The organism is Actinoplanes sp. NPDC023714 (genome assembly GCF_040639855.1).
Lineage (GTDB): Bacteria > Actinomycetota > Actinomycetes > Mycobacteriales > Micromonosporaceae > Actinoplanes.
In genome coordinates, this window is the sequence record NZ_JBFAAR010000004.1 from 717,139 (window position 1) to 740,034 (window position 22,896).

General features: G+C 71.4%; 19 protein-coding genes and 1 pseudogene. 15 read left to right on the forward strand and 5 right to left on the reverse strand.

The annotated features are described in order from the left end of the window. The first annotated feature begins 3 nt into the window (after positions 1 to 3). Together AB0G10_RS22500 and AB0G10_RS22505 are read left to right on the forward strand one after the other, a co-directional pair. The gene (locus AB0G10_RS22500) at positions 4 to 1,056 is read left to right on the forward strand and encodes a DUF3068 domain-containing protein (protein WP_360924778.1); all 1,053 of its coding nucleotides are present in this window, start codon (positions 4 to 6) and stop codon (positions 1,054 to 1,056) included. A gap of 217 nt (positions 1,057 to 1,273) precedes the next feature. Continuing rightward, a complete protein-coding gene (locus tag AB0G10_RS22505; protein WP_360924781.1) occupies positions 1,274 to 5,209 on the forward strand; it encodes a bifunctional nitrate reductase/sulfite reductase flavoprotein subunit alpha in 3,936 nt (1,311 codons plus the stop codon). 598 nt (positions 5,210 to 5,807) lie between these two features. Here the strand turns inward: AB0G10_RS22505 and AB0G10_RS22510 are convergent. Beyond that, a complete protein-coding gene (locus AB0G10_RS22510) occupies positions 5,808 to 6,125 on the reverse strand; it encodes a nucleotide pyrophosphohydrolase (RefSeq protein ID WP_360925024.1) in 318 nt (105 codons plus the stop codon). 159 nt (positions 6,126 to 6,284) lie between these two features. Between AB0G10_RS22510 and AB0G10_RS22515 the strand changes: the two genes are divergently transcribed. After that, positions 6,285 to 7,091: an isocitrate lyase/phosphoenolpyruvate mutase family protein gene (locus AB0G10_RS22515; RefSeq protein ID WP_360924784.1), complete on the forward strand. Its 807-nt coding sequence runs from the start codon at positions 6,285 to 6,287 to the stop codon at positions 7,089 to 7,091. Positions 7,092 to 7,196: 105 nt separating this feature from the next. Continuing rightward, positions 7,197 to 7,487, forward strand: coding sequence for a hypothetical protein (locus tag AB0G10_RS22520; RefSeq protein WP_360924787.1), 291 nt, complete (start codon positions 7,197 to 7,199; stop codon positions 7,485 to 7,487). Positions 7,488 to 7,618: 131 nt separating this feature from the next. On the opposite strand, the gene AB0G10_RS22525 is transcribed toward AB0G10_RS22520, so the two are convergent. Further along, positions 7,619 to 9,124, reverse strand: a complete 1,506-nt coding sequence (locus AB0G10_RS22525) for a serine hydrolase domain-containing protein (RefSeq protein WP_360924790.1) — start codon at positions 9,122 to 9,124, stop codon at positions 7,619 to 7,621. A gap of 115 nt (positions 9,125 to 9,239) precedes the next feature. On the opposite strand from AB0G10_RS22525, the gene AB0G10_RS22530 reads away from it, so the two are divergent. Genes AB0G10_RS22530 through AB0G10_RS22540 form a run of 3 tightly spaced genes read left to right on the forward strand, consistent with a single transcriptional unit; the run spans position 9,240 to position 13,528 of the window. Beyond that, positions 9,240 to 10,556 (forward strand): hypothetical protein, encoded by a 1,317-nt coding sequence (locus AB0G10_RS22530; protein ID WP_360924793.1) that lies wholly within the window; start codon positions 9,240 to 9,242, stop codon positions 10,554 to 10,556. A gap of 13 nt (positions 10,557 to 10,569) precedes the next feature. Then, entirely contained in the window at positions 10,570 to 12,477 is a 1,908-nt protein-coding gene (locus AB0G10_RS22535) for a PAS domain-containing protein (protein ID WP_360924796.1), read from the forward strand. Between the two features lie 52 nt (positions 12,478 to 12,529). Then, positions 12,530 to 13,528, forward strand: a complete 999-nt coding sequence (locus AB0G10_RS22540; RefSeq protein WP_360924799.1) for a pectinesterase family protein — start codon at positions 12,530 to 12,532, stop codon at positions 13,526 to 13,528. Here the strand turns inward: AB0G10_RS22540 and AB0G10_RS22545 are convergent. Next, entirely contained in the window at positions 13,523 to 14,149 is a 627-nt protein-coding gene (locus AB0G10_RS22545; RefSeq protein WP_360924802.1) for a hotdog domain-containing protein, read from the reverse strand. The genes AB0G10_RS22540 and AB0G10_RS22545 overlap by 6 nt on opposite strands. Before the next feature lie 134 nt (positions 14,150 to 14,283). Between AB0G10_RS22545 and kstD the strand changes: the two genes are divergently transcribed. Continuing rightward, the gene (gene kstD / locus AB0G10_RS22550; protein WP_360924805.1) at positions 14,284 to 15,912 is read left to right on the forward strand and encodes a 3-oxosteroid 1-dehydrogenase; all 1,629 of its coding nucleotides are present in this window, start codon (positions 14,284 to 14,286) and stop codon (positions 15,910 to 15,912) included. 19 nt (positions 15,913 to 15,931) lie between these two features. Then, positions 15,932 to 16,360: an SRPBCC family protein gene (locus AB0G10_RS22555; RefSeq protein WP_360924808.1), complete on the forward strand. Its 429-nt coding sequence runs from the start codon at positions 15,932 to 15,934 to the stop codon at positions 16,358 to 16,360. Here AB0G10_RS22555 and kstR read toward each other — a convergent pair. Continuing rightward, the gene (kstR, locus tag AB0G10_RS22560) at positions 16,349 to 16,945 is read right to left on the reverse strand and encodes a cholesterol catabolism transcriptional regulator KstR (RefSeq protein WP_360924811.1); all 597 of its coding nucleotides are present in this window, start codon (positions 16,943 to 16,945) and stop codon (positions 16,349 to 16,351) included. The genes AB0G10_RS22555 and kstR overlap by 12 nt on opposite strands. A gap of 100 nt (positions 16,946 to 17,045) precedes the next feature. Here kstR and AB0G10_RS22565 point away from each other — a divergent pair, with 100 nt between their 5' ends. The 6 genes and pseudogenes from AB0G10_RS22565 (at position 17,046) to AB0G10_RS22590 (ending at position 22,214) form a co-directional block, all read left to right on the forward strand. Beyond that, positions 17,046 to 18,068: an acyl-CoA dehydrogenase family protein gene (locus AB0G10_RS22565; protein WP_360924814.1), complete on the forward strand. Its 1,023-nt coding sequence runs from the start codon at positions 17,046 to 17,048 to the stop codon at positions 18,066 to 18,068. After that, the gene (locus tag AB0G10_RS22570; protein WP_360924816.1) at positions 18,053 to 19,180 is read left to right on the forward strand and encodes an acyl-CoA dehydrogenase family protein; all 1,128 of its coding nucleotides are present in this window, start codon (positions 18,053 to 18,055) and stop codon (positions 19,178 to 19,180) included. Before AB0G10_RS22565 ends, AB0G10_RS22570 begins: the two co-directional genes overlap by 16 nt. A gap of 6 nt (positions 19,181 to 19,186) precedes the next feature. Beyond that, positions 19,187 to 20,038, forward strand: a pseudogene (locus AB0G10_RS22575) (OB-fold domain-containing protein); the annotation flags it as partial. A 42-nt stretch (positions 20,039 to 20,080) separates the two neighbouring features. After that, complete coding sequence (locus tag AB0G10_RS22580; RefSeq protein WP_360925027.1) at positions 20,081 to 20,434, forward strand: MaoC/PaaZ C-terminal domain-containing protein; 354 nt, start codon at positions 20,081 to 20,083, stop codon at positions 20,432 to 20,434. Positions 20,435 to 20,523: 89 nt separating this feature from the next. Further along, positions 20,524 to 21,663: a lipid-transfer protein gene (locus tag AB0G10_RS22585; RefSeq protein ID WP_360925030.1), complete on the forward strand. Its 1,140-nt coding sequence runs from the start codon at positions 20,524 to 20,526 to the stop codon at positions 21,661 to 21,663. Between the two features lie 47 nt (positions 21,664 to 21,710). Further along, on the forward strand, positions 21,711 to 22,214 hold the full coding sequence (locus tag AB0G10_RS22590; protein WP_360924819.1) for an FBP domain-containing protein: 504 nt from the start codon (positions 21,711 to 21,713) through the stop codon (positions 22,212 to 22,214). A gap of 66 nt (positions 22,215 to 22,280) precedes the next feature. Here AB0G10_RS22590 and AB0G10_RS22595 read toward each other — a convergent pair whose 3' ends face one another. Further along, positions 22,281 to 22,895, reverse strand: coding sequence for an NAD(P)H-binding protein (locus AB0G10_RS22595; RefSeq protein ID WP_360924822.1), 615 nt, complete (start codon positions 22,893 to 22,895; stop codon positions 22,281 to 22,283). Between the last annotated feature and the right edge of the window lies 1 nt (position 22,896).

Consider the following 22,896-nt stretch of genomic DNA (forward strand, 5'->3'; position numbering starts at 1 on the left):
ACAATGAGGTCCCGCGTCCTCGGCACCGCGCTGTTTGGTCTCGGAGTCCTGGCCATAGTCTTCGCCGCCGGTCTTGCTTTCGTGGTGGCGCCCAGAGCAGCGCAGATCCCGTACGACATGGAACCGACCCAGTCGGTAGCCGAGGCGCAGAACGCGACCTTCCTTCAGGTCACCAACGGCGCGGCCAAGATCAATCAGGGCACCCTCCGCTCGACGGTGACGGTGCAGCCGGACGCCAAGGAGACCGCGAACCTCGAGGGCGACCTCGACGGCACCGCGATCGTCTGGCTGGCCGGCCAGGACGTCGTGAACACGACCCTGAACAGCGAGCGGGTCAGCGCGTACAGCACCCGGCTCGCGGTCGACCGGGAGACCGCGGCGGCGGTGCCGTGGGACGGCGCGTGGCTGGACACCGGCAACCAGGAGAAGATCGACTACACCGGCCACATGTACAAGTTCCCGTTCGGGACCGAGAAGAAGGCCTACCCGATCTTCGACCGGGACATCCGGGAGGCGAAGCCGGCCGAGTTCGTGAAGACCGAGGAGATCGGCGGGCTGGAGACCTACCAGTTCCAGCAGCAGATCGTCGACGGCCGCCAGCAGCTCGACCCGACCCAGCTGAGCCTGCTCGTGGACCAGCTGCTCGACGACACCGCCACCACGGCCGAGGTCGTCTACAACAACACCCGTACGGTCTGGGTGGAGCCGGTCACCGGCCAGTTCCTCCGGGTCTCCGAGGAGCAGAACAAGGTCCTGCGCGGCAACAACGGCCAGGAGGTGACGCTGCTCGACGCGGACTTCACCTACACCGAGGACTCGGTCAACCGCTCGGTCGCGACGGTCGAGGACAACCGGCAGAAGCTCCAGCTCGTCGGCTTCTGGGGCCCGCTCGGCCTCGGCATCCTCGGCCTGATCCTGGCCGTCGCCGGCATCTTCCTCACGCTGCGCGGCAACGCCGCGGCGTCCGGCGCCCCGGCCCGGTCCGGCGGCACCCACGACGACCTGGACGGCGACGGCAAGCCGGCCACGGCGGGCAGCCACCGCGCCGAAGGCTGACCCCTCCCTCGTCGTGACGGCCCGCGTCGCCCCCTCCGGGACGACGCGGGCCGTTCCTCGTCCGTGGACCGTTCCCGCCCGGCCTGGCCGCTCCGGCTCACAACGCGATCAACGACGTAGTGATGTCGGGGTAATCAGCGTCGCACAGTTCCGACGGCACTCTGAAACCGCGGCTCCCTACCTTGGTCGATGCCGGCCTTTCGAAGGGGGAACGCGCGTGCCTGCTCAGGTGAGGACCGTCTGCGGGTACTGCGGGGTCGGCTGCGGCATCGTCCTGGAGATCGACGGCCGCAAGGTCATCAGCGTGAAGGGCGACCGGGACCACCCCGCGAACGCCGGCCGCCTCTGCACGAAGGGCGCCACCGGCGCCGAGCTCCTGGCCGCGCCGGGCCGGCTGGACACCGGGCTGCTCCGGCCGCGCCGCGGCGCCACCCCGCAGCGCATCGGCGTCGACGCGGCGATCACCGAGACCGCGCAGCGGCTGCGGGCGATCATCGACGAGCACGGCCCGGACGCGTTCGCCATGTACGTCTCCGGTCAGATGACCCTGGAGGCGCAGTACCTCGCGAACAAACTGGTCAAGGGCTTCATCGGTACGAACAACATCGAGTCGAACTCGCGTCTGTGCATGGCGAGCGCCGGCACCGGATACAAGTTGTCGCTCGGTTCGGACGGGCCGCCCGGTTCGTACGACGACCTCGACCACGCCGACGTCTTCCTGGTGATCGGCTCGAACATGGCGGACTGCCACCCGATCCTCTTCCTGCGCATGATGGAGCGCGTCAAGGCCGGCGCGAAGCTGATCGTCGTCGACCCGAGAAGGACGGCCACGGCCGACAAGGCCGACCTGTACCTCCAGATCCGACCAGGCACCGATCTCGCACTCCTGAACGGTTTGCTTCATCTGATCCCCGAGAATCGGGATTTCATCGACGCCCACACGACCGGCTGGGACGCCATGCCGGAGTTCCTCGCCGACTACCCACCCGACCGGGTCGCGGAGCTCACCGGCATCCCGGAGGAGGACATCCGCACGGCAGCCGAGTGGATCGGGGCGGCCGGCGACACGTGGGTGAGCCTCTGGACCATGGGCCTGAACCAGAGCACCCACGGCACCTGGAACACGAACGCCCTGGTCAACCTGCATCTCGCCACCGGAGCGATCTGCCGGAAGGGCGCAGGCCCCTTCTCGCTCACCGGCCAGCCGAACGCGATGGGCGGCCGGGAGATGGGCTACATGGGTCCCGGCCTGCCCGGGCAGCGATCCGTGCTGGTCCCGGCCGACCGCGAGACCACCGAGCGGATCTGGGGCGTGCCGTCCGGCACCCTCCGGACCGACGTCGGCAAGGGCACGATCGACATGTTCGAGCAGATGGCCGACGGCCGGATCAAGGCCTGCTGGATCGTCTGCACCAACCCCGTCGCCTCGGTCGGGAACCGGCGTACGGTGATCGCGGGGTTGGAAAAGGCGGAGCTGGTCGTCACCCAGGACGCGTTCGCCGAGACCGAGACGAACGCCTATGCCGACATCGCGCTGCCGGCGGCCATGTGGTCCGAGACCGACGGCATCATGATCAATTCGGAGCGCTCGCTCGCCCTCGTGCACCCGGTCGCCGAGCCGCCCGGCGACGCCCTGCCGGACTGGCAGCTGATCGCCGGTGTCGCGGCCGAGATGGGTTACGCCGCCGCGTTCGCCTACTCGAGCGCCGCCGAGATCCTCGAGGAGATCAAGCAATTCCACAACCCCCAGACCGGGTACGACCTGCGAGGGGTGACCTACGATCGGCTCGCCGAGGGCCCGGTGCAGTGGCCGGCCTCGCCGGGCGGGCCGTCCCGCAACCCGATCCGCTACCTCGATCCGGACCGCGGCCTGCGGTTCGCCACCCCGGACGGCCGCGCCGTCTTCCACTGCCGGCCGCACCTCGACCCGGCCGAGATGCCCGACGACGACTACCCGATCGTGCTGAACACCGGCCGCCTCCAGCACCAGTGGCACACCATGACCAAGACCGGGAAGATCGCCAAGCTCAACCGGCTCAACCCGGCCCCGTTCGTGGAGATCCACCCGGACGACGCCCTCCCGCTCGGGATCGCCGCCGGCGACCAGGTGGAGATTGCGTCGCGGCGGGGGAGGGCCGTGCTGCCCGCGGTGCTGACCGACCGGGTCGCGCCCGGGTCCTGCTTCGCGCCGATGCACTGGAACGACCTGTTCGGCGAGTACGTCAGCGTCAACGCGGTGACCAGCGACGCGGTCGACCCGATCTCGTTCCAGCCGGAGCTCAAGGTCTGCGCGGTCGCGCTCACGAAGGTGGCCGAGCCGGCCCCCGCCGCTCCGGCGCCGGCCGCCTCCGCTCTCGCACCGGCCGGGACCGGGCTCCATGCGATGCTCGGGCTCGACCCCACTCCGCCCGCGCTCACCGAGGACCAGCGCCACTATCTCGCCGGATTCCTGGCCGGTGTCCCGCGGGGACTCGCCGGGCCGCCGGTGCTGCCGGCCGGCGCGCCGTTCGACCGGGGAACCGCGATGTGGGTGAACGGTCTGATGGCGGGTGCCTCGGCCGTACCCGAAACGGTTCTCGAATCGGAGAAACCGGCCGGGGGAAGCCTGCAGATCCTGTGGGCGTCGCAGACCGGGAACGCCGAGGAGTTCGCGCGGGAATTGGCCGGCCGGCTGTCGGCGACCGGGCGGCGGATCAGCGTTCTCGGAATGGATTCGGCCGCCGCGGAACTGCTCGAACCGGGCGCCGATCTGCTGCTGGTGACGAGCACTTTCGGCGACGGGGACGCGCCCGACAACGGCACGGCGTTCTGGCAGTCCCTCAGCGACGACACCGCGCCCCGATTGGACGGCCGGCGCTATGCGGTGCTCGCCTTCGGCGATTCCAGCTACGACGACTTCTGCGGGCACGGCCGCCGTCTCGACGAACGGCTCGCCGAACTGGGCGCGGTCCGCCTGGCGCCCCGCGCCGACTGCGAGCCGGACTTCGAGGCCACCGCTACCGGCTGGCTGGAATCGGTCGTGGCGGCGCTGACCGCCCCGCCGCGTCCGATGCCGACCCGGTCCCGGCCGCTCACCTCCACGCTCACCGGGAATCGCCTGCTCAGCCTCCCCGGATCGGCCAAGGAGGTGCGCCGGTTCACGTTCGCGACCGAGGGCCGGCTGGACTACCAGGCCGGGGACGCGCTCGGCGTGTGGCCGCTCAACTGCCCGGAACTGGTCACCGAGTGGCTGGCGCTGACCGGGTTGTCGCCGTCCGCGGAGGTGCTGCTCGACAAGTCCGGGGAGATGCCGCTGCGGGAGGCTCTGTCGCGGCACCTCGACATCACCCGGATCACCACCGACCTGCTGCGGTTCGTGGCCGACCGGTCCGGCGCGAGCCACCTGAGGACCCTGCTCCGCCCGGACAACAAGGGCGAGCTGGCGAAGTGGACCTGGGGCAGGCAGGCCGCCGACCTGCTCGCCGAACACCCGGTCCGCGCCTCCGCCGAGGAGTGGCTCGGCGTCCTGAAGCGCCTCCAGCCACGACTGTATTCGATCAGCTCGACCCCGCTCACCGCCCCGGACCGGGTCAGCCTCACCGTCTCGGTGGTCCGTTACGGTCAGCGCAAGGGCGTCTGCTCGACCCACCTGGCGGACTCCGCGGACGGCGCCGAGATCCCGCTCTTCGTCCAGCGGGCCCCGCATTTCCGGCCGCCCGCCGATCCCTCCGTACCCATGATCATGGTTGGTCCCGGAACGGGCGTGGCCCCTTTCCTCGGCTTCCTGGAGGAACGGCAGGCCATCGGCGCCACCGGGCGGAACTGGCTGTTCTTCGGCGAGCAGCGCCGGGCCACCGACTTCTATTACGAGGAGGAGCTGACCGCGCTGCGATCGGCCGGCACACTCTCCCGTCTGGACCTGGCCTTCTCCCGCGACCAGCGCACGAAGATCTACGTCCAGGACCGCATGCGCGAACAGGGCACCGCATTGTGGACGTGGCTCCAGGAAGGCGCGCATCTATACGTCTGCGGCGACGCGAGCCGCATGGCCCGCGACGTCGACCAGGCCCTCCACGACATAGCGACCACCCACGGCCGCCTCTCTCCCGAGCAGGCGACCGCATACACGAAGCAGCTCGCCACAGAAAAGCGCTACCTACGAGACGTCTACTAACCCCCCCCGCTCCCGCCGCCGCCCCCGCTCCCGTCGCCGTCACCGTCGCCTCACCTTCCGCGATCTTGAACGCTTGGCCACCGAAAGCGGTGGCGCGACGTCCAAGATCGCGGAAACGGTGGTGGCGAGACGTCCAAGATCGCGCAGTCTTGCCGCTGTGCCGTGCCCTCGCTGCCGCTGCTCTCGCCGCGCCGCCCGCTGGTCCCGTCCTGCCGCGCCGCGCCGCCCCTCTCTGTGGCGATCTTGGACGATCGGTCACCGAGAACGGTGGTGAGGCGTTCAAGATCGCGGAAGCGGTGGCGAGACGTCCAAGATCGCGCAGTCTTGCCGCTGTGCCGTGCCCTCGCTGCCGTTGCTCTCGCCGTGCCGCCCGCTGGTCCTGTTCCGCCGCGCCGCCCCTCTCTGTGGCGATCTTGGACGATCGGTCACCGAGAACGGTGGTGGGGCGTTCAAGATCGCGGCAGTGAGAGGGCGGGCGGCGGGCAAGGTCGGGCGGCGAGGATCAGGTCGGGTGGCGGTGAGAGGTGGGGCGGCGGGCGAGGGCGAGGTTGGGGCGGTGAGGGGTGTGAGGGTGCGCGGGCTTGGGTGGCGGTGAGGGCTAGCGCTTTCCGGCCGAGCTGCGGGCGGCCTCCACGGTGTACCGCCGGCCTGCCTCGGCCAGCTTGTCGGTCGCGGCGTCGATCAGATCGATGCCGAGGGTGTCCGCCAGCCGCACCAGGTAGATCATCACGTCGCCCAGCTCGGCCCGGACGCGCGGGCCCAGTTCAGGGTCGTCCATGACCGCCGCCGACTGCTCCGGCGTGAGCCACTGGAATTCGGCCAGCAGCTCGCCGGCCTCCCCGGCTAGCGCCATGCTCAGGTTCTTCGGGGTGTGGAACTGCTCCCAGTCGCGATCCCGGGCGAACGCCCGGACCAGCGCGGTGAGCTCGCTGAGGGACGAGGCGGGGGACGAGCTGCGGGATGAGGCTGGGGACGAGGTGGGGGACGAGGTGGGGGACGAGGTGCGGGATGAAGCGGGGGACGAGCCGGGGGATGGGGCGGGGGACGACACGCCCCGGAGCCTAACGTGGACGCCATGACGAACGTTCGCGAACGCTTCCGCGACCTGCACGAGTCGGGCACCTTCATCCTGCCGAACCCGTGGGACACCGGCTCCGGCCGGCTGCTGGAGAGCTGGGGCTTCCCGGCGCTCGCCACCACCTCCTCCGGCCTGGCCGCCTCGCTCGGCAAACTCGACCAGCAGGTGACGCGGGACGAGCTGCTGGCGCACGTGCGGGCGCTCACGGCGGCGGTGACGATCCCGGTGAACGTCGACGCCGAGCGCTGCTTCGCCGAGACGGCGGACGGTATCGCCGAGACGATCGACCTGCTCGCCGAGGCGGGCGCGGCCGGCATCTCGATCGAGGACTACGACCCGGCGGCGGATCGGGTGGAGACGCTCGAGGTCGCGGCGGAGCGGGTGGAGGCGGCCGCGCGGGCGGCTGAAAGGCACGGCATCGTGCTGACGGCCCGCGCCGAGAACCACCTGTACGGCAACACCGACCTGGACGACACGATCGCCCGCCTCCGGGCCTACCGGCAGGCCGGCGCCGACGTGGTCTACGCACCCGGCCTGCGGGAGGGCGCCGACATCGCCCGCGTCGTCGGGTCGGTCGACGCCCCGGTCAACGTCCTGGCGCTGGCCGGTGGCCTGAGCGTGCCCGAGCTGGCCGGGCTCGGCGTGCGGCGGGTCTCGCTCGGCGGTGGGCTGGCCTGGGTCGCGTACGGCGCCCTGCGCGACGCCGCCCGCGAGCTGCTCGATTCGGGCACCACCGGGTTCAAGGCTCGGGGGATCACCGACGACGAGCTCAATGAGGCGTTTGTCCGTGATCTTCGTCAGTAGAGAAGCGGGAGGAGCTTGACACCGGGCCGCACGGGAGCGGATTCTTTCCGCTCCCGGCGTGCTGACCTGCGGTTTCGCGCCGGACGGACCACGGCGGAGGGCTCTATGGAACTGCACCCGGACGATCGCGACGAACTCGCCAACGGCAGCTCGACGGTGGAGATGTGGCGGCGCAGCGAGCACGCCGCCACGGTCGCGGCCGAGCTGATGCGGCTGCACGGCGGCACGGTTCCGATGAGCGAGCTGCTGTGGCTGGGCGCCGAGTCCTTCCTGCCCCGGCAGTGGAAGGCGGGCCGGGCGCCCGAGCCGGAGGAGGCCGCGGCCGAGGTCTACGACCGCTGGCGCCGCATCGAGCAGCGCCGCCTCAAGCGCCGCCAAGCCGACGGAGCCAGCTGAGAGCGCCGCCAAGCCGACGGAGCCAGCTGAGAGCGCCGCCAGGAAGCCGACGGCGCCAGCTGAGCGCGGCCGGGGGGTGGGAAGCCGCCGGCGCGAGCTGAGCGCAGCCGCCGCCGGCCTCCCGGGACCAATTAGATGGGCATCCGCAGCGTGAACGGCTTCCGCGCGGCGGCCCGCAGCGCACCGGCAGCGGAACGCCGCAGCAGCCGGCCGCCGTAGCGGAGCCACTCGACCGAGCCGTCCGCTCCGCGCTCGAAGCTGACCCGGGCCGGCGTGGCGGTCCCGTCCGGCTGCTGCACCACCGCGTAGTCGCGCCGGTAGAGCCCGAGCCGCAGCACGTCCACCCCTTCGGAGCCGGCGATCAGCCCACCCCGGTCGCCGCGCAGCGTGAGCGAGGCCTCGACCAGCTCACCGTCGAAGCCGATCTGCTGGAGCGTGTAGTCGCCCTCGTACGCGGTGGTGTCCACCGGCCGCACCACGGCCGGCAGGTTGTGCAGGCCGGCGAACCGGCTGAGCGCCCAGTCCCCGACGAACAGCTCGTCGAGCAGCGCCGGCCCGGTGTCCGAGTTCGTCATGACGGTCAGCGCGAAGTCCCGCTCCGGGACCATCAGGAACCCGGAGTGCTGCCCGTCCCAGTCGCCGCCGTGCTGCACCACCTTCGGGCCCTCGGCGGTCGGCCGGATCATCCAGGTCACCCCGGCGCCGTCGAGTTCGACGAAGAGCGTCCCGCCCGGTCCCGGACGCGACCGCATCAGCCGCAGCGACCGCCGGGAGATCACCCCGTCGCCGTCGCCGAGCTGGAACCGCGCCCATCGGATCTGGTCCCGCGCGCTCGAGATGAGGCCGCCGGCGGGGTGCAGGCTGCGGGGCACGTACCAGCGCGCCGGGTCCGGCACGAGATTCCCTTCAGGATCGAAGACATGGGGTACGGCCATCCGCGCGCCTGCGATGCGGGTGATGTCGAAGCCGGACCGCCGGAGTGACACGGGCCGCAGCAGGAGATCGCCGATGGCCTGTTCGTAGGTCTTCCCGGTGACCACCTCGAGGAGCCGGCCGGTCACCGAGAGGGCGGCGTTGTTGTAGGAGAACAGCCGGCCCGGCCGGGTGAGCTGGGGAACCCGGTCCATGTCGTCCACGTAGCGGGCGAGGGCCGCGTCGTCGCTGCCGGTGTCGAGGAAGTAGTCGCCGAGCCAGCCGGCGCTGTGGTTCAGGGCCTGCCGGACGGTGACCCGCGCCGAGGCGGCCGGGTCGGCGGTGCGGAAATCGGGCAGGTAGCTGCGGACCGTACGATCCAGGTCGATCCTCCCGCGCTCCACGAGGCGCATCACCGCGGTGCCGGTGAACGTCTTCGTGGTGGAGGCGACCCGGAAGACGGTGTGGTCGCCGTCGACGGGCGTACCGCCGGTGACGCTCGTCACACCGAAGCCGCGCACGTACTCGCGTCCGCGGTACCAGACGCCGAGGCTCACGCCGGGCACGGCGTAGGTCTCCATGGCGGCCTCGATGAAGTCCTCGAGCTCGCGGATCGGCGACGGCACCCGGGTCCGGGCGGCGGCGGGAGTGCTGATCAGGGCCGGTGCGGCCACGCCTGCGGCGGTCGCTCGGATGAGCGTTCGGCGGGTCATCTGCTCAGTCATCCCGCCGACGCTATCCACACCTGTCAATGGCCGCTTTCCTGCGTACAAATCCGGTTTTTCAATGGGGGTGAAATGCGCGGTTCATTCTCGATGGCGCACCGCCGATCAAGAAGGCATGGGTCCGGAACAGATCGGCGACTGGGTGCTGCACGAACTTCCCCGCCTGAACCGCATGATCCTGCAGGAGGACGCCCCGACCGAGTTGCTGCACGCCGAGCTCGAGGAGCACGTCCTGAACCACCTCCCGGAAGTGGCCCAGCTGACCCCTCTCCAGGCGCAGCGGCTCGTGGTGAACCTGGGATTCGTCGGCGCCTCGGTGGCCCGGCACTACCAGGAGCACGCGCCGGGCGGGGTGAAGCACCCCGAGCTGGCCTTCGAGGGCCTGACCGCGGGCGCCGAGCGGTTCCCGTTCCGCGCCTACTTCGCGGCGCTGGCCGAGCACACCGGCACCGGCCACTACGACCGGGACAGCTTCGCCTCGCTGGTGCGCTGGAACGTCGGCCGGATCCGGGTGCTGCTCGGCGACGAGGTGCTCGCCGAGCTGCCCGGCGTCTTCGAGGACGGCCGGATCCGCAGCTACACCGGCACGGCCGGGGAGGAGCGCTTCTTCCTGCTGGTCAAGCAGGGCGAGGCGGTCGAGCTCGCGGTCAACGAGCTGCTCTGCCCGCTGACCCGGGAGGACGCGAGCCTGATCTGCGAGGACGCCCGGCACCGGGTGCGGATCGCCACCGTGCTGCTCGACGCGCTGCGCCGGCTCATGGTCGACTTCGCGTCGCTGCCGCCCGAGCAGGCCATGCCGGCCGAGCACTTCATGGACGTGTTCCGGCAGTTCGCGGCGCACTGGACGCTCGACGACATCCCGCCGAGCGGGGCGCTCGACCCGGAGGCGCTGAAGCGGGACTTCCTGCTCGGCATCGCCGTCGACGACTACGACCGGCAGGCCCGGCGGCTCTTCCCGGCGCTGCTCGACGCCGAGCGGCGCGAGCTGGACACGCTCATGTCGATGCCGACGCTGCCCGAGCGGGTGCTCGCCGCGATCGGCACCGACCCGCACGAGCTGCGCCTCGGCGACGACGGCGACCTGCGCCGGCACCTCGCGCACCACCCGGCCCTGATCGACTGGTACCGGCTGCTCCAGATGCACGCCCGGGCGGCCGGCGCCCACCTCATGCTGAGCAAGAAGTTCCTGTTCAAGCCGCAGCGGGCCCGCGACGCGGCCGGGCTCGGCGACCGGGAGCTGGTGTCCAACCGGGCCGGCACGACGGGCATGACGGAGACGTTCCTGGAGCGGCTCACCCGGGCCCGGCAGAATCACGTCCTCGCACCCCTCCGGCCGGTGATAACCGCCGAAAACCGGGAATCCGGTCCCTTCGCGGAGGTACGGTCCGCTGGGGGAGCGACCCGCCGCGTGGTGGTGGAGCTGGCCGGTTGACGGGGGCGTGGTGATGCCAGGGACGAGGTCGCCGCTGGCCGAGATCGGTCGCGACCAGCTCATGGCGCTGATCGACCACACGTCAGCGGTGATCTACATGCGTGGCGCCGACGGACGGTACCTGCTGGTCAACCGCGAGTACGAGCGTCTCTTCAACCTGCGTCGCGAGGACATCGTCGGGCTCACCGACCACGACCTGTTCCCCCGCGACATCGCCGACGCCTTCCGGCAGAACGACCTCGAGGCGCTCGCCGGTGGGGTGCCGGTGCAGATGGAGGAGGAGGCGCCCGGCGAGGACGGGACGTCGCGCTGGTACATCACCGTCAAGTTCCCGCTCATCGACGAGAACGGCCATGCGTACGCGGTGGCCGGCATCTCCACCGACATCACCAAGCGCACCCTGGCCGAGGCGGCGCTGCGCGACAGCGAGGAACGGTTCCGCCTGCTGGCCGAGCACGCGCAGGACATCATCTTCCGCTATCGGACCGACCCCGATCCGGGCATGGAGTACCTGAGCCGGGCCGTCGAGTCGATCACCGGGCGCCGGGCCGAGGAGTTCTACGCCGAGCCGGGTCTCATCCTCGACTGCGTGCTCCCCGAGGACCGGCCGCTCTTCCAGCAGTCCTGGCAGGCGCGGCGGACCGGCACCATCACGTTCCGGCTGCGCCGCGCCGACCAGGAGATCGTCTTCGTCGAGCAGCGGGCCAGCACGGTCACCGACGACGACGGCCGGATCGTGGCGGTCGAGGGCATCCTGCGCGACGTGACCGAGCGGATCGCCGCCGAGAAGGAGCGCACCGAGCTGGAGCAGCAGCTGCGCCAGGCGGAACGGCTCGACTCGCTGGGGCAGCTGGCCGGCGGCATCGCGCACGACTTCAACAACCTCCTCGCGGTCATCTCCGGATACGCCGACATGCTCGCCGACGAGCTCGGCGAGGATCATCCCGGCCACGCCGACGCGACCGGCATCAAGCACGCCGCGAACCGGGGCAGCGCGCTCACCCGCCAGCTGCTGATCTTCAGCCGCTCCGAGCCGTCCCGGCCGGAGGTGATCGACCTGAACGCGGTCGCCGCGGACATGCAGCGGCTGCTCGGCCGCACCCTCGGCGAGGACATCGAGTTCGGCACCGACCTGGCGCCCGGCCTGCCCCCGGTCGTGATGGACCGCAGCAAGCTGGAGCAGGTGCTGATGAACGCGGCGCTGAACTCCCGGGCCGCGATGCCGGACGGCGGCCGGCTGACGATCCGCACCGCTCTGGAGAAGGACCGGGTCTGCCTCTCGGTGATCGACACCGGCTGCGGGATGACCCCGGAGGTGATGGCCCGGGCGTTCGAGCCGTTCTTCACGACCCGCGGCCGGGGCAGCGGCACCGGACTGGGCCTGGCCACCGCGTACGGGGTGGTCACCGACGCGGGCGGCTCGATCAGCCTGGAGTCGGAGCCGGGCCGGGGCACCACGCTGCGGGTCCGGCTCCCGGCCGGCGCCGAGCCGGCCGCGCCGCCCGAGTCGCCGGCCGCCCCGCCGAAGCCGGCGAAGCCGGGCCGGGGCCTGAAGGTCTTCGTGGTGGAGGACGAGGAGGCGGTCCGGGACATCGTCTGCCGGCTGCTGCGCAAGGCCGGGTACGAGGTGGCCGCCGCCCCCAACCCGCACGAGGCCCTGCGGATGTGCCGCGAGGAGGACCTGCGGTTCGACATGCTGCTCAGCGACGTGATCATGCCGGGGATGTCGGGCACCCAGCTCGCCGCCGAGCTGCGGCGCGAGCGGCCCGATCTGCCGGTGCTCTTCATGTCCGGCTACACCAGCGGGCCGGCGCCGGGCGGTCAGGCCATGCCGCCGGACGCCCCGCTGATCCACAAGCCGTTCGACTCGCGGACGCTGCTCGGCGAGGTGCAGAAGATGATCGAGGAGCGCATCCATTGACATGAATTCGTTTGCAGTCCTACCGTGCTCGCTCCCGCTTGTGGAGGACGGTATGCGCAGACGGACGTTCCTGGCTCTTCCCGCGGCGGTGGCATTGCCGATGCCCCGCCGATGGACGACCACTGTCGCGGCGGACGGCAGTGGCGACCACACCACCGTGCAGGCCGCGATCGACGCGGTGCCGGCCGGCGAACCGGCGCTCGTCCGGGTGCGCCCCGGCACGTACCCCGGGCAATTGATCATCCCGGCGAGCAGGCCGTCGATCGAGCTCCGCGGCCTCGGGCGCTCCCCGGCCGACGTGGTGATCGCCGATGACAGGGCCAACGGCACCCCGAAACCGGACGGCGGCACCTGGGGCACCTCGGGCAGCGCCTCGGTCACCGTGGACGGCGCCGGCCTGCGCGCCGTGAACCTCACCTTCGCGAACCTCTTCGACGAGGCCGCCCACCCGGAGATCACCAACCGGCAGGCGGTGGCCGTGCTGACCCGCGCCGACCGGCTCGTCTTCGACCGCGTCCGCTTCCTCGGCAACCAGGACACGCTCTACGTGAACAGCTCCGCCGCCGGCGTGGTCGCCAGGGCATATTTCCGGGACTGCTACGTGGAGGGCGACGTCGACTTCATCTTCGGCCGGGCCACCGCCGTCTTCGACCGCTGCCACATCCACTCGCTGAACCGGAACAGCACCCCGGCCGGCTACGTGACGGCGCCGAGCACCGACCGCGCCAACCCCTACGGCCTGCTCTTCCACCGCTCGCGCTTCACCGCGGACGCGGCCGTCCCGGCCGGCGCCGTCTTCCTGGGCCGCCCCTGGCATCCGAGCAACGACCCCGAGGCGATCGGCCAGACGATCATCCGGAACTCGTGGATCGGGGCGCACATCCCGGCCGCACCGTGGACCGACTTCGGCGCCTGGCCGTGGGAGGAGGCCCGGTTCGCCGAGTACCGCAACGTCGGCCCGGGCGCCGCCGTCACCCCCGACCGGCCGCAGCTGACCTCTGCGGAGGCGGCCGCCTACACGGTGGAGGCGGCGCTGCGCGGCTTTTCATAGGAGTGCTCCGAACAACTCCCGCGCCTGCTCGGCCCGCAGCGCCACGAACAGCCCGGTCGCGGTGACCAGCGCCTCGTCGGGGTGCTCGGCGGTGGCGATCGCGCCCGTCGCGGTCACCCGGCGGCCGTCGACGGCGGAGACCCGGGCGGTCAGGCGCAGGGCCGTCTTCAGAGGCACGGGCTTCGCGTACGAGGTGTCCAGCCGCACGGTCATCCCGGGGTTGCCCGAGCTCGTCACGGCGTGACCGAGCATCTGATCGAGGAGCATCGCGCTGACGCCGCCGTGCGCGTACATCGGCGGGCCCTCGTAGGCGAGGCCGAGGGTGCAGGTGCCGACCGCGACGCCGCCGGCGCTCTCGATCTCGACCGGCGGGGCCAGGGCGCTGCCGCGGCCGATCACCGGGTTGTACATCCGGACCCCGCCGCGCAGGTCGTCGGCGGTGGACAGCCGGCTGCGCCCGCGGGTCCGCTCGCCGAGCGGCGCGGCCGCCTGCCGGATCAGGCCGGCGGCCAGGATCAGGTCCTCGGTGGAGGCCTCGGTCGAGGTCGCGTGCTCGATCAGCTCCCGGAGCGCGTCACCCAGGTCGGCGATCGCTGCACGCCGGGCGAGGATATCGGTCACGTCGTCTCCTCCGGGGGGCGTCGGCAGTATCAGGTTCTACCAACGAGCACGCCGTCCGCACGCCGGAGCGCTAGTGAATCATCTCACACTGCTATAACCTGTTCTAGTTATTGCGGACTGGACGGGGGAGACCCATGCCGGAGTTCGACGTGGTCGTGGCCGGCGCCGGCGCGGCCGGCATGACCGCCGCGCTCACCGCCGCCCGCAGTGGACTCCGCACCGTCGTTCTGGAGAAGGCCCCGGTCTTCGGCGGCTCGGCGGCCCGGTCCGGGGCCGGCATCTGGGTGCCGAACAACGACGTCGTGCTCGCGGCCGGGGTGCCCGACACGTTCGCGAAGGCCGACACCTACCTGGCGGCGGTCGTCGGCCCCGAGGTCCCGGCGGCCCGGCGGCGGGCGTTCCTCACCGCCGGCCCGCGGGCGATCGCGTTCCTCCAGCGCTGGTCGCCGCTGCGGTTCCGCTGGATGGAGGGATACCCCGACTACTACCCGGAGCTCGCCGGCGGGATGCCGGGCGGCCGCTCGATCGAGCCGGAGGCCCTCGACGCCAACGTCCTCGGCGACGAGCTGGCCCACCTGAACCCGGCCTACATCCCGACCCCGGCCGGCACCGTGGTCTACGACGTCGACTACCGGTGGCTCGCCCTGATCGCCCGGCACCCGCGCGGCGTCGCTGTCGCGAGCGAGATGGTGCTGCGCTACCTCCAGCTCGCCGCCCGCGGCCAGAACCCGATCACCATGGGGCAGGCGCTCGCCGGCGGGTTGCGGGCCGGCCTGCTCGCCGCCGGCGTGCCGGTCCTGCTGAACACCCCGCTGGCCGACCTGCACGTGGAGGGCGGCCGGGTGGCCGGGGTGGTCGCGCTGGTCGACGGGACGGAGACGCTGTTCCGGGCCCGCCGCGGCGTGCTGATCGGCAGCGGCGGGTTCGAGCACAACGAGCGGATGCGCAAGCAGTTCCAGGCCGAGCCGATCGGCACCGAGTGGACGGTCGGCGCCTCCTCCAACACCGGCGACGGGATCGAGGCGGGCGAGCGGGCCGGCGCCGGGCTGGCGCTGATGGACGACTCCTGGTGGGGCCCGATGATCCCGCTGCCGGAGGGCCCGTACTTCTGCCTCTCCGAGCGCACCCTGCCCGGCACCGTCTTCGTGAACGCGTCCGGCCGGCGGTTCGTCAACGAGGCCGCGCCCTACAGCGACGTCGTGCACGTGATGTACCAGGGCGACCACTTCCCGGCCTGGATGATCACCGACCAGGACTACCGGAACCGTTACCTCTTCAAGGAGACCGCGCCGCTGCTGCCCTACCCGCAGGCCTGGTACGACAGCGGCGCCGTGGTCAAGGACTGGACCATCGCCGGGCTGGCCGCGAAGATCGGCGTACCGGCGGCCGCGCTGCGGGCCACGATCGAGCGGTCCAACGCGCAGGCCCGGGCCGGCCGGGACACCGACTTCCACCGCGGCGACAGCGCGTACGACGCCTACTTCGCCGACCCGACGAACACCCCGAACCCGTGCCTCGCGCCGATCTGGCTGCCGCCCTTCTACGCCTTCCGGATCGTCCCGGGTGACCTGGGCACGAAGGGCGGCCTCACCACCGACGCCCGGGCCCGGGTCCTGCGCCCGGACGGCTCGGTCGTCCCGGGCCTGTGGGCGGCCGGCAACGCGAGCGCGGCCGTGATGGGGCGCAGCTACGCCGGCGCGGGTTCCACCCTCGGCCCGGCGATGACCTTCGGGTTCGTCGCCGGAGAAGACCTGGCTTCCTAGACGGACGAAGGAGAAGCGCATGCCCAAGGTCAGTGTGTCGACCGTGACGAAGGCCGCCCCCGATCGGATCTGGCAGGTGCTGGCCGACCCGAGCCGGACACCCGAGTGGAACGCCATGCACCAGGGCTTCACCGGCGACGTGCCGGCCACCCTCACCGAGGGCGTGCAGTACAGGCAGAAGGTGAAGCTCATGGGCATGCCCGCGGACATGGCGTGGAGAGTCGTCACCGCCGACGGCACCACCCTGGAGCAGGCCGGCGACGGCCCGATGGGGGTGAAGGCGAAGAACCGCTTCCTGCTGGAGCCGGCCGAGGGCGGCACGCAGATCACCTACGACATGGAGTTCATCGGCCCGGCGCTGAACGGCCCGATGGCCGCGATGCTGGAGAAGCAGGCCGGGCCCGCCGCGAAGCAGGCCCTCGACAAGCTCACCGCCCTAGTGGAGTAGCAGCCGGGTCGCCAGCTCCAGGTGGTTGACCACGTCGTTCGCCGACGCCCGCCGGGTCACCCAGGCGACCAGGTTGGACAGCCACACGTCCCCGATCACCCGGGCCTTGGCGCGGTCGTCCGCGGTCGGCTCGCCGTCGTGCATGGCCCGGGTGAACATCTCCTCCATGAGCCGGGCCACCGCGTTGACCTCGGCGCTCGCCGACGGGTCGGCGAACATGAAGGCCCGGGTCATCGCCTCGGCGAGCATCGGGTCGCGCTGCAGCGCGCCGGTCACCCGGTTCAGCACGTAGAGCGTGCGGTCATAGGGGGTGTCGCCCGGGATCGGCTTGCGGTTCAACTTCTCCTGGATCGCCTCCAGCTCGGTCGCGAGCGCCGACACCAGCAGGTGGATCTTCGAGGGGAAGTAGCGGTAGAGCGTGCCGAGCGCCACCTCGGCCTTCTCGGCGACGGTGCGCATCTGCACGGCGTCGTAGCCGCCCTTGGACGCCAGCGCCAGCGTGGCCTCCAGGATCCGGCGCCGCCGATCGCGCTGGGCGGCCGATCCCTGCTCGGCCTCGGTGGTACTCGTTCTCGCTGTCGCCATGGTTCCCCCTCGCCTGTGAATCAAGCCTAGCAACGGCGCGTTGCGTACCCGTGTCACCCATAGGTGGCGTACTCAAACTGAAACGTGTTCTAATCCGTCCATGGATTTCCGTCCGGACGAGACGCAGCAGGCGATCAGCCGCTTGGCGGCCGAGGTGGTGGCCGGCGCCGACACTCCGGAGCGCCTCTTCAAGGACCTGGGCCAGGCCGGCCTGCTCGATCTCGGCCTGGGCATCTTCGAGACCTCGCTGGTCATCACCGAGATCGGCAGGCGGGCCGCGGCGATCCCCGCTCTCCTGATCGACGGATCGGCCGTGTCCATCGCCGACCCCCAAGACCCTTCATCCGTACGTCTGGACGCCTCGTTCCGCGACGACCCGCATCCCTTCGCCGTCGCCGCGGCCTGCGCTCTCGGGGATGGCGCTCTGGCAGGCGCGCTCGACCTCACAGCAGCCCACATCCGGACGCGCGAACAGTTCGGCCGCCCGCTGGCCACCTTCCAGGCCGTGGCCCAGCAGATAGCCGACGTCTACATAGCCGGCCGAACCCTCCACCTGGCCGTCCTGTCCGCCACCTGGCACCTCTCCCAAACCCCGCCCGACCACCCGCCGCCCGACCGCACGCCGCCCGACCGCCCGCCGCCCGACTACCCGCCGCCCGACTACCCGCCGCCCGACTACCCGCCGCCCGGCCGCACGCCGTCCGGCCGCACGCCGCCACCCTCACGTCCTAGCCTCCTAGGACGCCGCGCGACCGGTTCGTCGGGCACGGACCGCGACGCCGGTTCCCCGCCCGACCGCCCCACCCTCAGCCCGCCGCCCGATCAGCCGCAGCCCGCCCTCGGCCTCGCTTCGCCCTCAAGCCCGTGTCCTAGCCTCCTAGGACGCCGAATACACGGCGACGACCGTGACACCGCCACCGAACTCGCCGTCGCGGTTCAGTGGCTCACCTCGGAAGCGCCGCCGGCGATGCGCACCTGCCATCACCTGCACGGCGGTCTCGGGCTGATGATCGACTACCCGCTGCACCGGCACACCGCGACGATCAGGGCGGTGTGCCGGTTCCTGGGCGGGAGTGAGCTCGCCCTCGCGCGACTGGGGGACCTGCTGTGTTCCTCGAACTGACCGGACGGCAGGCGGCTCTGCGGGACGAGCTCCGCTCGTACCTCGAAGCGCTCTTGACCCCGGCGCAACGCGCCGAGCTCGCGCGGGAACGGCATGGCCGCGCCCATCGCGACCTGGTGGCCCGCCTCGGTCGCGACGGGTGGCTGGGGCTCGGATTCCCGGTGGAGTACGGCGGCCGTGCCCTCGGACCGGCCGAGCAGCAGATCTTCGTGAACGAGGCGGCGCGCGCCGACGTGCCGCTGCCCGCCGTGACGCTGCAGACCGTCGCGCCGACGCTGCTGGCGCACGGAACGCCGGCCCAGCGTGATCATTTTCTGCCACGGATTCTGGCCGGAGAACTGCATTTCGCGATCGGATACACCGAGCCGGAGGCCGGAACCGATCTGGCTTCGCTGCGCACGCGTGCCGTCCGGGACGGCGATTCCTATGTGGTGAACGGGACGAAGACGTTCACGACCGGCGCGCACGACGCCGATTTCCTGTGGCTCGCGTGCCGTACCGATCCGGACGCGCCCCGGCATCGCGGGCTCTCCATTCTCATCGTCGACACGTCCGATCCCGGCTATTCGTGGACGCCGCTGATCACCTGCGACGGCGCCCATCACGTCAATACGGTTCACCTCGACGACGTGCGCGTTCCGGTCTCGATGCGCGTCGGCGCGGAGAATGAGGGCTGGCGCCTGTTGACCGCCCAGCTCAACCACGAGCGGGTCATGCTGGGTCCGGCCGGGCGGCTCGCCGCCCTCTTTCTCCGGGTACGGGACTGGGCCCGCGCGACGGGCCACGCCGACCGCCCGGAAGTGCGCCGTGCACTGGCGCGATGCTTCGCGGCCCTGCGCGTCAACGAATTGCTCAACGCCCAGGTGGCCGCGGACGAACCGAACCCGGCCGACGCCTCCGCCACCAAGGTGTTCGCCTCGGAGCGGCTGCTGAGTATCGGCGCCGAACTGGACGAACTGGTGGCCCGCTTCGGCGGCGACCCGGAACTGGAGGAATGGCTCGACCTTCAGGCGAAACGCAATCTGGTGCTGACGTTCGGCGGGGGAGTGAACGAGGTGCAGCGCGAAATCATCGCGAGCGCGGGCCTGGGCCTGCCCCGAGTGCCGAGGTGATGCGGAATGGACGAGGTCGTCGCACGGCTTTCCGCGATGGGCTGGACCGCGCCGCGGGACGGGCGGGATCCGGTCAACCTGCCGCTCATCCGCAATTGGCTGGAGGCGCTCGGCGACCGCAATCCCCGCTATGAACGGGAGGCGCTGGCCCCGCCCGCGATGATTCAGGTGTGGACCATGCGCGGCCTTTCCCCGGGCGAACCGGACCCGCTCCAGTTCATGTCGTCGGCCCTCGACGAGGCCGGTTTCCCGAACGTGGTGGCCACCGATTCGGAGCAGACCTACCACCGTTGTCTGCGCGTCGGTGAAAAGGTGTCGGTCCGCAGCCGCCTCGAATCCGTCACTGGTCCGAAACGGACATCCCTCGGCGAAGGCTGGTTCGTCACCACGGCGAGCACCTGGTTCGTGGGCGACGAGCCGGTGGCGTCCATGAAGTTCCGCATACTCAAATATCGTGAAATTTCGGGCGCGCCAGCGCCCGGGAAATCCGTCGACGGCACGATGGTGCCCGGGAAATCCGTCGACGCGCCGCCTGCTCCTCTGCGCCCGGTGATCACGGGTGACAACTCCTTCTTCTGGGACGGCGTCGCGGCCGGCGAACTGCGGATCCAGCGCTGCGGCGAGTGCGGCGAACCGCGTCATCCGCCCGGCCCGGCGTGCCCGGCGTGCGGTGCTCTGAAGCAGGAGTACGTCGTGGCGTCCGGCGCCGGGACGGTGCACAGTTTCGTGGTCCATCACCATCCGCCGATTCCGGGGCGGCGAGCGCCGTACACGGTGGGTCTCATCGATCTGGCCGAGGGCGTCCGGATGGTCGGCGAGGTGACCGGCCCGCGTCCGATAGCGATCGGCGACCCGGTGACCGCGGTGGTCGAGGACGGTCTGCCGGCGTGGCGGCTCGACCTGCCCGCGCTCGAGCCGTGGACCCTCGACGTCACGCCGACGCTGATCATCACGGCGGCGCTGGCGACCCGGGACTTCCAGGACGTCCACCACGATCGGGACGCCGCCCGGAGCCGGGGTGGCCGGGACATCTTCCTCAACATTCTCACGACGACGGGGCTGGTGCAGCGCTACGTGACCGACCGGTTCCCGGACGCCCGGGTGCGCGGCATCGCGATCCGCCTGGGCACGCCCTGCTTCGCCGGGGACACGCTGACCTTCACCGGCTTCCGGGTGGATCCCGGCCGGATAGCGGTGACCGGCCGTACCGCGGCCGGCGCCCACGTGACCGGAACAGTGACGGTGGAGCCGTGAGCGCGCCGGAAGCCGCGACCGAACGGAGAGCCGTGAGCGCGCCGAAAGCCGTGGACGCGCCGGAAGCCGCAGCCGAGCGGGGAGGCGCGATCTCGCGGAGGGCGGCGATCGCCGGGATCGGGGCCACCGAGTTCTCGAAGGACTCGGGGCGCAGCGAACTGCGGCTCGCCGTCGAGGCGGTCCGGGCCGCGCTCGACGACGCCGGCCTGCGCGCCGGTGAGGTGTCCGGGCTGGTGACGTTCGGGATGGACAACAACCCGGAGATCGCCGTGGCCCGCGAGCTCGGCATGGGTGACCTGCGCTTCCTGAGCCGGATCGGCTACGGAGGAGGCGCCGCGTGCGCCGTGGTGCAGCAGGCCGTCCTCGCGATCACCGCCGGGATCGCCGACGTGGTCGTCTGCTACCGCGCGCTCAACGAGCGGTCCGGCCGGCGTTTCGGGCGGGCGGTGGCGCCACCGGACGCCGACGCCGGCTGGCACTATCCGATGGGCCTCGCCACCCCGGCCGCGATGGTCGCCATGGTGGCCCGGCGCTACCTGCACGACTACGGCGCCACCTCGGACGACTTCGGCCGGGTGGCGGTGGCGATGCGGCGGCACGCGGCCACGAATCCGTACGCGTGGTTCCACGGCCGGCCGATCAGCCTGGACGACCACCGGTCCTCCCGGTGGATCGCCGAGCCGCTACGGCTGCTCGACTGCTGTCAGGAGAGCGACGGCGCGGTGGCGCTCGTCGTCACCTCCGCCGAGCGGGCCCGCGACCTGGCGCAGCGGCCGGCCGTGGTGGCCGCGGCGGCGCAGGGGAGCGGTCCCGGGCAGTTCGTGATGACGAGCTACTACCGGCCCGCGATCGCCGCGCTGCCGGAGATGGGCGTGGTGGCCGGGCAGCTGTGGGAGCAGTCGGGCTTCGCCCCGGACGACGTGCGAGCCGCCGTTCTCTACGACCACTTCACCCCGTACGTATTGATGCAGCTCGAAGAACTGGGGTTCTGTCCCCGCGGCGAGGCCCGGCATCTCGTCGCGGACGGCGGGATCGAGCTCGGTGGCCGGCTGCCGGTGAACCCGCACGGCGGGCAGCTCGGCGAGGCCTACATCCACGGCATGAACGGCATCGCCGAGGCGGTGCGGCAGGTGCGCGGCACCGCGGTGAACCAGGTTCCGGGCGACGGGCCGGTGCTCGTCACGGCCGGAACCGGGGTCCCCACCAGCGGCTTGATTCTTGCGCAATGAGTAGAAATCGTTCGTCAACAGATCTTGTCTGGGCTAGGTTCGCGGCCATGCGACCACTCGACGAGAAGGAGATCAGGGACTCCTTCGTCAACTGCAGCAAGGGTGAGGCCGGCCGGATCAAGCTGCCGGTGGGCTTCACCGACCTCCGATGGGACGACCTGGACTTCCTCGGCTGGACCGATCCGGGCGCGCCGCAGCGTGCGCTCCTGGTCATGCCGGGCGAGGACGGGCCGTCCGGGATCGTGATGCGGCGACCGGATTCGGTCAAGGCGTCCGCTCTGCGCTCCAGCATGTGCCAGGTCTGCCTCACCGAGCACGCGGGCGGTGGGGTGGTGTTGTTCGCCGCGCCGCTGGCCGGGGCGTCGGGCAGGCGGGGAAACACGGTGGGCGCGTACATCTGCGCCGACCTGGCGTGCTCGCTCTACCTGCGCGGAAAACGGACACCGAAGATGCGGCTGGTGCGCCGGGAGGAGACGCTCACCCTCGATGAGCGGATCGACCGGGCGATGACCAACCTGACCGCGTTCACCGACCGGGTGGCGGCCGGCTAGATCACGAGGAGACCGCGATGCCGGGTACACGTACAAGACTCGGCCCCGCTTCAGCGGGGCCGAAGATCAAGAGCTTTGTTCAACCCCGAGATGCGTACGATGGTGAGCCGGCCGCTCGATCTCGTCGAGGATCGCGACAGCGAGGCCGGCATGGGAGATCCGGCTTTCCGCATCGGCCGGCGCGATCCGGTAACGGCCGGTCCGCTCCCCGCCCCGATGGTCGAAATCGCCGGCCGGACTGACGATCAGCCAGTCCTGATCGGCGCGCCGGAGAATCTCGGCGCCGGCCGCGTGCGCCTCGTAGAACGCGCGGTACTCCTGGGGATATCCGGGGGTGTCCATGAGTGGTGTGCCGTCCGCCGTGGCGAGGATCGAGGAGAGCCCCACCACGATCAAGCGCCCGGTGCCGTGGCTCAGCAGCGCCTTCGCCGCCGCCGTGTAGAACGCCCGGGGCTCCGCCGCACCGTCGAAGACCGCGCTGACGATCGCGTCGTGGCCCGCTGTGACGGCCCTCGGATCCGTGACGTCCCCGCGCGTCACCCGCACCCGGGGACCGGTCGTTCCCTCGTACCCATGCGGGTCTCGCACCACGGCCGTGACCCGATGTCCTCGCCGCACCGCCTCGGCCGTCACCGCCCGGCCGGCCCGCCCGTTCGCTCCGAAGATCGCGATCTCGCTCATG